General features: G+C 72.7%; 5 protein-coding genes. 4 read left to right on the forward strand and 1 reads right to left on the reverse strand.

Translation table 11 applies throughout. From position 1 onward, the window contains the following. Nucleotides 1-91: 91 nt before the first annotated feature. Nucleotides 92-7,555, reverse strand: coding sequence for a type I polyketide synthase (locus tag E0500_RS28020; protein WP_131557850.1), 7,464 nt, complete (start codon nt 7,553-7,555; stop codon nt 92-94). Nucleotides 7,556-7,809: 254 nt separating this feature from the next. Here E0500_RS28020 and E0500_RS28025 point away from each other — a divergent pair, with 254 nt between their 5' ends. The 4 genes from E0500_RS28025 to E0500_RS28040 are packed head-to-tail and all read left to right on the forward strand — an operon-like array spanning nt 7,810 to nt 12,578. After that, the gene (locus E0500_RS28025) at nt 7,810-8,838 is read left to right on the forward strand and encodes a 3-oxoacyl-[acyl-carrier-protein] synthase III C-terminal domain-containing protein (protein ID WP_131557852.1); all 1,029 of its coding nucleotides are present in this window, start codon (nt 7,810-7,812) and stop codon (nt 8,836-8,838) included. Beyond that, nucleotides 8,835-9,866, forward strand: a complete 1,032-nt coding sequence (locus E0500_RS28030) for an alpha/beta fold hydrolase (protein WP_131557854.1) — start codon at nt 8,835-8,837, stop codon at nt 9,864-9,866. The genes E0500_RS28025 and E0500_RS28030 overlap by 4 nt, the downstream gene beginning before the upstream one ends. Nucleotides 9,867-9,870: 4 nt before the next feature. Then, a complete protein-coding gene (locus E0500_RS28035; protein WP_309505163.1) occupies nt 9,871-11,469 on the forward strand; it encodes an AMP-binding protein in 1,599 nt (532 codons plus the stop codon). Beyond that, nucleotides 11,466-12,578, forward strand: coding sequence for an NAD-dependent epimerase/dehydratase family protein (locus E0500_RS28040; RefSeq protein WP_131557856.1), 1,113 nt, complete (start codon nt 11,466-11,468; stop codon nt 12,576-12,578). The genes E0500_RS28035 and E0500_RS28040 overlap by 4 nt, the downstream gene beginning before the upstream one ends. Nucleotides 12,579-12,602 lie beyond the last annotated feature (24 nt).

Consider the following 12,602-nt stretch of genomic DNA (forward strand, 5'->3'; position numbering starts at 1 on the left):
CGAGCCGACGGAAGCCGGTCTGTCGGCCCTGGGCGGGTGGATGCCCTGCCCAGGGCCGCACGCGACTGTGTTCGGCTTCGGTCTCGTCGGCTTACGCGGTGGCTGATGTCGTGAGACCGGCCGTCGGCCGGCCGCCCTGCTCCGGCGTCTCTGTCGTCGTCCGTGGCGCCGGTACGGCCTGCTCCAGACGCTGCCGGATGAGGCGGGCGAGCTGGGTGAGGTTGCCCGAGTTGCCGAGGAGTTCGGCCGGCGAGAGGCGGACGTCGAAGTACTCGCGGGCGCGCACCAGGAACTCGGCGCCCATGAGGGAGTCGATGCCGAACTCTGCCAGTGGGCGGTCCGGAGTGAGTTCGGCGACTTCGGTGCGCAGGACCGTGGCAAGGAACCCGGCGAGGATGCCGGTGATGGCGTGTGCGGCCTCGTCAGGAGGCAAGGCGCTCAGCGCGCGCAGCACATCGCCCGGGGTGTCGGCCGAGGCGTCGGACCGGGCGGGGACGAGATGCGTGAAGCGTGGCGCGGCCATCGCGGGGAGCAAATGGCGGGCCCGGCTCCAGCGGAAGCGCCCGATCGCGGCGACGGCGGCACCCTCGGCCAGGACGCCGGCAGCGGCGGGAAGCAGCACATCGGGGGCCACCGGGTCGATTCCGAGGGCCGACACGGCATCGCCCAGATCGTTGCGCGCGACGTAGCCGGTTCCGTCGATGGCACCCCAGGCGATGGCCGTGCCCGGGCGGTCCGCGTGCCGGCGGGCGCGGGCCAGGGCCTCCAGGTAGCTGTTGCCCGCGACGTAGGGGGCTTGGTACACGTTGCCCACGCACGCCGTGACGGAGGAGTGGAGCAGGAACAGGTCCAGATCGCGATCGGCGGTGAGCCGGTGCAGGACGGCGGCACCGGCTGCCTTCGGGGCGAGTACGGCCGCGAAACGGTCGTCGGTCAGGTCACTGAGGGGGGCGTCGTCGAGGTGCATGGCGCCGTGGACCACCCCGCGCAGGGGATGCCCGGTGGCGTCCACGGCAGCGAACACCCGGCGCACGGCGGCCTCGTCGGTGACGTCGGCGGCGTAGGGGGTGGCGGTGATGCCGCGCCGCGTGAGCCGGTCGACGACCGCGGCCGCTTCGGGAGCTTCGGCGCCGCGGCGGCCGACCAGAGCCAGGTGGCGGGCACCTTGGTCGGCCAGCCAGTCGGCGGTGGCCGCACCGAAGCCGCCCAGACCACCGGTGACCAGATACGTACCGTCGGGGTCCAGTGCCGCGGGTACCGGTGTGTGACGCACGGGGACGGGTTCGTCCAACGGATCGAAGGCGACGACGACTTTGCCGGTGTGATGGGAGTGCTGAAGCAGCCGGAACGCCTCCTCCACGCGGGCCGCGGGATGGACGACGTGCGGCAACGGCCGGTAGTCCTCGGCGTGTACGAGGCCGACGATCTCCCTCAGGAGTTCCTTCGCGGCGTCGGGGTCGGCCAGGGGCCTGGTGATGTCGACGCCGAAGTAGGCGATGTGGTCCAGGAAGGGACGCCGGGGCAGAGGCCGGTTCTCGAACATGTCCCGCTTGCCGAGCTCGATGAAGCGTCCGCCGGGGCGCAGCAGTTCCAGACTGCGGTCGCCCGCTTCACCGCTGAGCGAGTTCACCACGACGTGGACGCCCCGGCCGCCGGTCAGTTCGCGTACGCGGGGCACGAAGTCCAGGGAGCGGGAGTCCAGGACGTGTTCGACGCCGAGAGCGGCCAGCAGATCACGCTTGGCGTCACTGCCCGCCGTGGCGATCACGTGGGCTCCGTGCCGGCCGGCGTACTGCAGGGCGGCCAGGCCGACACCGCCGGCACCGCCGTGCACCAGGAGGGTCTCTCCGGGGGCGAGCCGCGCCAACTGGGCGAGGCTGTAGTGGACGGTGGCGAAGACGACGGGCAGAGTGGCCGCCTCCGTGAAGCTCATGCCGTCCGGGACACGGCCGACCGCCCCCGCGTCGGCGACGGCGTGCGAGGCGAGCGCCGCGGCCGCCAGGCCGAAGACCCGGTCGCCGGGTGCCCACGTGGTGGTCCCCGGTCCGATGTCGGTGACGACGCCCGCGCACTCCATGCCCAGCCCATGTTCGGTGGGGGTGCCCTCGACGGCCTCGGCGGGCAGCAGGCCGTTGGCCCGCATGGTGTCGCGGTAGTTCAGGGCCGCGGCCTTGACCTCGATGACGATCTGTCCCGGACCGGGGCGGGGAGCGGGGCGCTCCTGCCAGAGGAGCCGGTAGGACAGTCCGGGGTCCCGGACTGTCAACGCGAAGGAGCAGGCCGGGGCAGTGACTGCCGGGGCAAGAACCGCCTGGGCCGTGGCTGCCGGTTCGTGCGCGGGGCGGCCGGTTTCGCGGGCGACGAAACGGCCGCCGCGGGTGAGCACGATCTCGTCCTCGTCGCAGGGGCTGAGCAGTTCCTGCGCGAGGCGCCGGGCGTCGGCGGACGGGTCGTCACAGCGGTCGAGGCTGATCCGGCGCACCGTCAGGTCGGGCCATTCGTTCGCCAGAGTGCGGGCGGCGCCCCAGACGGGAGCGTCGCCGGGGTGGGCCGGGCGCTCGGGGGCGGGCAGCAGACCGCTGGGACGGGTGACCAGCCAGACGGAGGCGCGTGTACCGCCCTGCAGACGTGCGCTGCTCGCGGCGAGAGCACGCAGTGCGGCAGCTCTGCGGGTGCTCTGCCCGACGATGCGGTCGGGGTGCTCCTCGGGTTCCCCGAGCACCAGCACCGTGGCTACTTCCTCCGCTCCGGGTTCGGCCGGTCCGCTGAGCCCCTCCAGATCGGTGACCGTGGCGCCGCCCAGCAGTTCGGCCAGAGCTTGGGCCAGCGGCTCTTCGGACGGGGCCTCGGCACCGACCCTCCACACGGTTCCGGGGGCCGGTGCCGCGAGGGCCGGGGGCGGCGGCGCCGTATGGTCGTCCACGCCGGCCACCAGGACGGACAGGTCGGCCGCCCCGGCATCGGTGTCGGGCCCGGTACGGACCACATCGGTGAATCCGCACCGTTCCAGTAGCGGCGGCCACTGATCGCGCCGCAGCAGGAGACCGTCGGGGCGCAGTGCGTGGTCGCTGCGGCGCCAGAAGCCGTCGAGGCTCCCGAAGACCGCGGCGAGGCGGGCCAGATCGTGCGACTCCACGGCGAGCAGCCGGCCGCCGGGAGCCAGCAGCCGCCTGACACGGCGGAGGCCCTCGGTCAGATCGGCGGCGGTGTGCAGGGCGCCTGCGGCCAGGACGACGTCGAACCCGGCCTCGGCCAGCTCCTTCCCGTCGGTCCCGGTGTCCAGGCCGAACGTGCGGTAGTCGACGAAGTCGTAGGCGCTGAACCGGTGTTCGGCGGAGCCGAGGACGGCGGCCGAGACGTCGGTGAAGGTGTAGCGGGTACGGTCGGCCGGCAGCACCGGGAGGACGGCGGCGGTGAGACCACCCGTGCCCGCGCCGATCTCCAGTACACGCAACGGTCGGTCGGCCGGCCAGTGCCGGATGATCTCCTCCAGTACGCACCGGACCATCAGGTTGCCGAAGCGGCTCCGGGGGCTGAGGTCGTAGAACTGCTGATGGCGTGTCGGGTCGGCCGACGGCAGCTGGAGGGGGCCTGTGCCCCCCGTCAGTAGGCCGGGCAGGTGGTGCAGCTGGCGGGTGAGCAGGCTCGCGTCGGCCGCGAAGGCCGGGTGATCGTTGATCAGCGCGGCCGACAGTTCCGCGTCGCGTCGCGGTGTCCCGGTCAACTCCCACCTTCCGTCGGGAAGGCCGCTGACCAGGCCCTGCTGCTCAAGCAGGGGAAGCATGACCTTGAGCAGGCGGCGGTGCCGGTGCAGCATTCCCGCCTCGACGAGATCCCCGGTGGTGAACGGCCGGGCGGGCTCCCCCAGCAGGCCGGACAGGGCCGTTGCCCAGTGGTGCGCGATCGTGCGGTCGGCGTCCGCGGCGAAGTGGTCGCAGCCGGATTCCTGCCACGCCTGTCGCAGCTGTGCGATCCGACCGCGCGCCGCTTCGACGAGATCGGCGGGTACGGGAACGGCGGCGGCGTCGCCGTGGTCACCGGGGCCGGGGGCGGCTCGCAGAACGGTCTGCTGGACGCAGAGAGGCGTACGGCCGCCGGGCATCCGCCGCATGCGGAGGCGGTCGATCTCGACGACGACGGTGCCGTCCTCGTCGGTGATCACGATGTCCCAGCAGACCTCGGGATCGATCACGACGCCCTGGCGCACCCGGATGACCCCCGAGGAGCCCGGCGCCCGCCAGACGCGCACGCTTCCCAGGCCGCAGGGCAAGTAGGAATCACCTGTGGCGATCCGGTTACGCAGCAGGGGAGCGCCTGCCTGGAAGGCGGCGTCCAGCACTGCCGGCCACACCTCGTAGGCCGCGTCCGGGTCGTCGTAGGTGTACATGGCGAGCACTTCACCGTCGCCGACGTGCAGATTCCGCAGGAGCTGGAAGGCCGGACCGTAGGCGAGCCCGGCTCGTCGGCACGCCTCGTAGTGGGCCGCGCCGTCGACAGGGTCGGGACAGCGACGGCGGGCCGCGCCCAGGTCGACCCGTGCCGGAGGACGGCCGAGCAGGGTACGCACCTGGGCGCGGGCGACCGGGTGGCACTCCTCGCCTCGCCGCTCGCTGGTACTGATGGCCAGAGCGCCGCTGTCCGGCTGGACGCTGGTCTGTACTCGTGTGTCGCCGGGGTCGGGCCAGGACAGGGGCAGTGGCCGGGTGATCTCCAGATGGCGCACCTCGACGGGCGAGTGCAGGGCCCGCCGCCCGGCGGCCAGGGCCATCTCGACGTAACCGGCCGCGGGCATCACCACCGCCCCGTCGACGTGATGGTCGCCGAGCCAGGACACCAGCTGGGGTTCGACCGTGTTCTCCCACGTCGGATGCGGGCCGGGCAACCGCTCGCCGAGCAGCGGGTGTTCCGTCCGGCCGGTGCCGCTGGTCCGCTCCCAGTCGCAGGCCTCGCCGTACCAGTACCGTCGGCGCTGCCAGGGATACGAGGGCAGGTCGGCCACCCGGGCGGGGTGGGGGAAGTGGGTGGCCCAGTCGAGCTCGGCGCCCGCCGAGATCACCGCCGTCACGGCCGCGGCCATGTCCCGGGGACCGGTGGAGTCCCGCTGCAGGGTGGGCACATGAGCGGCGCCGGTACGGCGCAGGTACGGGCGGAGCACCGGGTGGGGGCCGATCTCCACCACCACGCCGGGTGTCCCGCCGAGGGCATGGGCCGCCGCTTCGGCGAAGCGGACCGGCTCGCGCACGTTGCGCCACCAGTAGTCGGCCGTCAGTTGCTCGCCGGGGAGCGGGGCGCCGGTGACGGTCGAGACGAAGGGGATACGGGCAGCCGAGGGCGTGAGGCCGGCCAGGGCCGTTCGCAGGGGCCCGGCGAGGGGATCCATCGCGCGGCTGTGGAAGGCGTGGTCGAGGTCCAACTCGCGGAAGAAGACGTCCCTGGCGCTCAGTTCGGCTCCGAGAGCGGCGAGCGCTCGTGGGTCCCCGGCGACGGTGACGTCCCGGTCGCTGTTGACGGCCGCCAGCTCCAGGGCGCCGTCGTAGGGAGCCAGTACGTCGCGGGCCGCCTGCTCGGGCAGTCCGACGGCCGCCATCCGGCCGGTACCCGCGGTGGCGGCCTGGGCCGAGCTGCGCTCGGCGATCACGTGCGCGGCCTGCGCGAGAGTGAGAGCTCCGGCGACGTACGCGGCCGCGACCTCACCGACACTGTGTCCGAGGACCGCCGCCGGACGCACCCCGTTCGCGCGGAGCAGGGCGGCGAGTCCCACCTGGACGGCGAAGAGGGCGGGCTGGGCGACCTCGGTACGGCTGAAGCGAGCCGGATCGGGGTGGGCGAGTTCCCCGGCCACCGACCAGCCCAGGTGCGGGGCGAGCGCGGCGTCCGCCTCCTCGACGGCGGCACGGAAAGCGGGTTCGGCGGCCGGCAGATCCGCGGCCATGCCGGGCCACTGGGAGCCGTTGCCGGTGAACGCGTACACCACGGCGCCGCGTTCCGCTGCCGAGCCGCTCGCTCCGGCCGCCGGTGTACCGGTGAACAGCGCGTCCAGTTCGTCGGCCGCCCGGTCCGGGCTGTCGGCCAGGACGGCGGCGCGGTGCGGGTGGGCGCTGCGGCGCCGGGTGGAGGTGTGCGCCAGGTCGTAGAACTCGTCGGGGGCGGCTTCCCTGAGACGTGCGGACATCCGCGTCGCCAGTTCCCTGAGCGCGTTCGCCGAACGCGCGGAGATCAGCACGGGCAGCCTGCCGGTGGGTGTCGGCCCGGCGAGTGGCGGGGTGGGCGGCGCGGTCAGCACCACATGGGCGTTCGCGCCGCCGAAGCCGAAGGAGTTGATGCCGACGGCGGCTCCGGGCCGCAGGGGGAGTTTGACGGGCTCGACCGTCGGGGCCAGCCCCAGCCCACCGAAGTCGATCTGCGGATTCAGGGGGAGGGCGTGCAGGGTCGCCGGGGCCGTGCCGTGCCGCAGCACGAGCAGTGCCTTGAACAGTCCCGCCATCCCGGAGGCCGGCTCCAGATGCCCGAGGTTCGACTTCACCGAGCCGATCGGCAGCGGACCGGTGGTGCGGCGCTGCCCCAGCGCCCGGCCTACGGACCGGGCCTCGGCCGGGTCCCCGGCAGGGGTCCCGGTGCCGTGCGCCTCGAAGTACACCAGGTCGTCGGGGACCACCCCGGCGCGCTCGTACACATCGCGCAGCAGCGCTTCCTGCGCCTGGGAGTTGGGCAGCGCCAGGCCCATGGTGCGGCCGTCGCTGTTGGTGCCGCTGCCGGCGATCACCGCGTGGATACGGTCACCGTCGGCCACCGCGTCGGCCAGCCGTTTGAGGACCACGACGCCCCCGCCCTCGGCCCGCACGAAACCGTCCGCGTCGGCGGAGAAGGCCGCGCACCGGCCGCGCCGCGACAGCATCGACGCGGCCGAGAACCCGTAGAAGCCCTCCGGCCCGCTGAGCACGTGCACGCCGCCGGCGAACGCGAGGCGGCTGCTGCCGTCCAGCAGGGACCGGCAGGCACGGTCCAGCGCCACCAGCGCGGACGAGCAGGCGGTGTCGACCACCATGCTCGGTCCGCGCAGATCCAGACAGTACGACAGCCGGTTGGCGATGACCGACAGGGTGCCGCCGCTCACCACGTACGGGCTCAGCTCGGCCGTCGCCTGGGCCTGGAGCCGCAGATAGGAAGCCTCGGAGACGCCGACGAACACCGAGGCCGACGAACCGGCCAGCGCCTGTGCGGGAAGACCGGCGTCGTCCAGCGCCTCGACGGCCATCTCCAGCAGCAGCCGCTGCTGTGGGTCCATACGGATGGCCTCCGCCGGCGCGATGCCGAAGTACCCCGCGTCGAAGCCCGCGACATCCGGGAGAAACCCTCCGGCCGCCGTGTAACTCCGGTTGGCGCGCGTGGGTCCCGGGTCCACGACGCGCGCCCGCTGCATACGGTCCTCCGGCATCTCGCCGATCATGTCCTCGCCGCGCGACAACACGTCCCACAGCCCGGCCAGGTCCGTCAGCCCGCCCGGCAGCCGACAACCCACGCCGACAATTGCGACGGCCTCGTCACCCTGCCCCATGGACACTCCCCCTCTTGCTCGATCACGTACGCAGTGGTCGACCGGGCGCGAACCCCAGGTGAAAGTCCCCTCAAAGGCCCGGTCAACAGCCCCGTCGAAGGCCCGTCAGATGCCTCGTCAAAAGCCCGGTCCCCCCAAGCGTGCCCAAGCAGGAGGCAAGCAGCTATTCGCCTCTTTGATCACCTCTTCCGTCGTTGAGGTGAAAAGCCGTGCAAGAGGGGCGAGTTGGCACCATCGGCCCTACCGTGATCCGCGTGCTTTCCGCCGTACGTGCCCAGTTGGTGACCACCGCCGTCCATCTACCCCCCGCGTACCGCACCATGGAGGACGCGCGTGCGCGCATCGCCGCCCTGGGGAGTCCTTATGTGCCACCGCCCGGCCTGCTGGAGGACCTCACCGGGGTGCGCGGGGTCCACGAGAGAGGTGACCGGGAACAGGCCTCCGACCTCGCCGTCGCGGCGGCCGCGAAAGCCCTGGCCGCCGCAGGGCTGGGCATTGACGACATCGATCTCGTGCTGTTCACGTCCTGCACCCAGGACCTCATCGAACCGGCCACCGCGCACATCGTCGCCGCCAAACTGGGCGCCGGCTGCCCGGTGTTCGATGTGAAGAACGCCTGCAACAGCGTGCTCAACGGCTTGGAGGTCGCCGCCGCGTTCATCGAATCCGGCCGCTACCGAACCGTACTGATCACCTCCGGTGAAGCGCCCACCATGACCACCCGCTGGACCGTGCCCGATCACGACGCCTTCCTGCGGGCCCTGCCCGGATACACGCTCTCCGACGCGGGCGCCGCCGTACTGCTGACGGCGGTCCCCGCCACCGACGAGGGGCCGGGGGTGCTCACCACGGCCTTCACCGCCGATTCCACCGCTTGGGACCGCTGTGTCGTGGAGGCGGGCGGCACCATGCACTACCGCCCCACCAGCCCGGAACCCACCTATGTGCGCCTCAACGACGACCGGTTGCGCGACGCCGCCATCGGCATCCTGCCTCTGGTGCTCGAACGCGCCGCCGCGGAGCTGGAGTTGGTGCGCCGGAGCGCGTTCGTCGCCTTCCACCAGATCTCCATGCCGCAGTTCCACGAGACGATCGAGCAACTCGGGCTGCCTCCCGACCGCTGTCTGCCGACCGTGGCCGAGCACGGCAACGCGGCGTCCGCGTCCCTGCCGTTGCAACTGGTCACCGCGCTGGAGAGCGACCGCGTCGAGCCGGGCGACACCGTCGCGCTGATCGGCATGGCCAGCGGGTTCAGCGTGGGGCTGGCGGTGATCCGGCTGTGAGCACACGGGACAGGGGAACCCACCGCCACGGCGCCGCACCGCCGACGCGGCCGGCGCGAGCCCTTCCCGGTTACCCGGGGCCGCGCCACTGGTGCCAGGTTCCCGTCACGGACCAGCACTACGTCGATACCGGCAGCGGCGACCCGGTGCTGTTCCTGCACGGCAACCCGTCCTGGAGCTACATCTGGCGGAGCCTGCTGGGCACCCTGTCACCGGACTTCCGCTGTATCGCCCCCGACCTCGCGGGACTCGGACTGTCCCCCCGCTCGGGGGTACGGCAGGGGACCGGCTCTCCGGGAGCGCGGGGGCCCGTGGACCGCCTTGAACGGCACATCGCGTGTCTGGACCACCTTTTCCACCACCTCACCGGAAGCCAGGGCGCGCCCACCCGCCGATGGACCCTGGTGGTGCACGACTGGGGCGGCCCGATCGGCATCGCGTGGGCGCTGCGCCACCCCGGCGTGGTGGCACGGCTGGTCGTCCTCAACAGCGTGGCCTTCCCGTGGCCCGCCGGCTACCGACTACCGGTGTATCTGAGGTGGATCAGGGACAGTGCCCCTGTCGCCGCCCTCGCGCAGGCCACCAACGTCTTTCCTCGCGCCGCCGTACGGTTCGGAGTCGTACGACGGCTCGGCGCGGCCGAGCGGCTGGCGTACCTGCTGCCCTTCGCCGACGCACAGAACCGCCGCACCGTCGTGGAGTTCATCCGGTGCATTCCACGGGGCGACGACGACCCGGCATGGCGACTGCTCGAACCTGTCGAGGCCGGGCCCGTCGAGGCCGGGCCCGCTGACGCCGGACCTGCTGACGTCGGCAGCGGCCTCGTCGCCAGCGGCCTCACCGGTCTGCCGATGTTCATCGGCTGGGGTATGCGTGACCCCGTGTTCACGCCCCCCGTGCTGGACGAATGGACCCGCCGGTTCCCACAGGCCCGGGTACACCGCTACCGGAACGCCGGCCACTTCGTGATGGAGGACGCCGCCGGGGAACTCGACCGGCACGTCCGCGACTTCCTGCTTCGGGCGTGACACCGTGGACAGTCCTGGCCTCTACGCGCGCATGGCGCGCCTGGTCGAGCAACGGCCGCGAGAAACGGCGCTGGTGCGGGGCCGTAGCGACGGATCCGGCCACGTCATCAGCTTCGCTCAGCTCCACGAAGGCTGCCGCCGCACGGCCGAGGCGTTCCATGACGCCGGGCTGCGCCGCGGCCACAAGGCCGTGACGATGACGCGGGACCCGTACGAGCTCCTCACCCTCGTCTACGGGCTGTTCGCCGTCGGCGCCGTGCCGGTCCTGGTGGATCCTGGGCTGCCCCGGCCCCAGCTGCGCGCATGCCTCGACGAGGTGGCGCCGGAGGCGTTCGTCGGTGAGCCCCTCGCGCATCTGGCACGCCGCGCGCTGGGCTGGGCCCGTGGGCACGTACGCCTTCCCCTGGTCACCGGCCGGGCTGTTCCCGGGCTCGGACGCGGGCTGCCCGTGACGGTGCCGGACACGGACGGACCGGCCTGGGAGCTGGAGGAACCGCCCCCGGGGGACCTGGCGATGATCGCCTTCACTTCCGGCTCCACCGGGGTGCCCAAGGGGGCGGAGTACCACTACAGCACCCTGACCGGCCAGCTCGACGCCCTCGGCCCGGTCCTCGCACCACGACCGGGCGACGTACTGCTCGCCGGCTTCCTGCCCTTCGTCCTCCTCGGCCCGGCGCTGGGCCTGACGACACTCGCGCCCGCCGTCAGCCACCGTGCCCCGGCGAGCACACCGCCCGAACGCCTGCTGAGCCCTCTGCTGGAGCACCACGCCTCGGTGGTCGCGGCGTCGCCGGCCGTACTGGGGCTTCTCGCCCAGCACTGTGTCCGCCGTCGACTGACCCTGCCCTCGGTCGACCGTGTCGTCTCCTTCGGAGCGCCACTGCGCGCCGGGCTCGCCGACGCCCTCCACACGGTACTGCGGCCGGACGCCGAGGTGCTCAGCGTGTACGGAGCCACGGAGTGCCTGCCGGTCAGCGCGATCAGCGCCCCCGAACTGCGGTGCGCGGCGGGCGCCGGCGGCCGGCCGGTACGAGCCGGGACCTGCCTCGGCCACCCGCTGCCCGCGGTTCAGGTGCGCATCCTGGACGAGGATCACTCCGGCGTGGGCGAGATCGCCGTCGCCGGCCCCAACGTCAGCCCCGCGTACCACGCCCGCCCCGAGGCGACCGCCGCAGCCAAGGTCCAGGACCCTGAGGTTCTGCTGCACCGCACCGGAGATCTGGGCCGGCTCGACGAGGACGGTCGGCTGTGGTTCCACGGCCGTAAGTCCCAGCAGGTGACCGGCGCCGGATTCGCCTTGCCGACCGAGGGCGTCGAGACGACGACCGACAGCACGCCGGGCGTCCGGCGCACGGCACTGGTGGGTGTCGGAGCCCCCGGGCACCAACAGGCCGTACTGTGCGTAGAACTGGAGCGCGACGGCGGCGACCCACAGGACGTTCTGCGCGAACTGCACCTGACACTGCGGCGGCATCCGGACGGACACCACGTCGGAGTCGTACTCGTCCACCCGGGCTTCCCGACCGACATCCGGCACAACTCCAAGATCAACCGGGAGCGGCTCGCCGCGTGGGCCGCCGGACGACTGAAGCGGGTGCGATGACCGGACCAGTTGGACCACAAGGAGCCGGCCCACAAGGATGTGGGCCACAAGGAGCCCGACCGCAAAGGGTTCTCGTCACAGGTGGCAGCGGGTTCCTCGGCGCGGAGATCTGCCGTCAACTCGTCGGGCGCGGCACCGAGACCACCTCCCTCAGCCGCCGCCCCAGCACCGCCCTGGACCGGCTCGGCGTCCGCCAGCACCTGGGCGACCTCGCCGACGCGGACGCGGTCGGCAAGGCGGTCACCGGCTGTGACGCCGTCATCCACAACGCCGCCCTCGCCGGGGTCAGCGGCCCTCTGCGACCGTACTGGGCGACCAACGTGGACGGCACACGCAACGTCCTCGACCAGTGCCGCGCCCACGGTGTCCGCAGCCTTGTGTACACCTCGACCGCCAGCGTCGTCTTCCGCACCGGCGGCCTGGAGAACGCCGACGAACGCACCCCCTACCCCGAGCGGTACCTGGCCGCCTATCCGCTGAGCAAAGCGCGCGCCGAAGCGCTCGTCCTGCGGGCGGACAGCTCCGACCTGGCCACCGTCTCCCTTCGCCCCCACCTCATCTGGGGGCCCGACGACCCCCACTTCCTGCCCGCTCTGACCCGTGCGGCCCGCGGCCGCCACCTGATCATGCCGGGGAGGGGAATGAACCTCGTCGACACCACCCACCTGCGCACGGCCGCCCACGCCCACCTGCTCGCCCTCGACCGCCTCCACCGGAGAGAGCCCGTCAACGGGCGCGCCTACTTCATCGCCCAGGGCGAGCCCTGCCCGCTCGCCGGCATGGCCACCCTCTATCTGGCGGCGACCGGAATCCGCGCCGCATGGCGCTCCGTCCCGCCGGCCCTCGCGCACGGCGCCGCCACCGTCCAGGAGACGGCCGCCCGTCTCACCGGTTCCACCCGCACGCACATGCTCAGCCGCTTCCTGGTGAACGAACTCACGCACCCGCACTGGTTCGACATCACCGCCGCCGGACGGGACCTCGGATTCACACCACCCGTCGGCCTCGTCGACGGCCTCCGCGAACTGGCTCACACCTCCGGACGCCCAGAGATCCTGAACCGGGCCCTCGCCGAGTTCACCGGCCCCTGGAACCCCACCGAAAAGTGAGCACCGCCCACCTCCAGGAGCACA

The sequence above is a fragment of the Streptomyces sp. KM273126 genome (genome assembly GCF_004337435.2).
Taxonomy (GTDB): Bacteria; Actinomycetota; Actinomycetes; order Streptomycetales; family Streptomycetaceae; genus Streptomyces; species Streptomyces acidicola.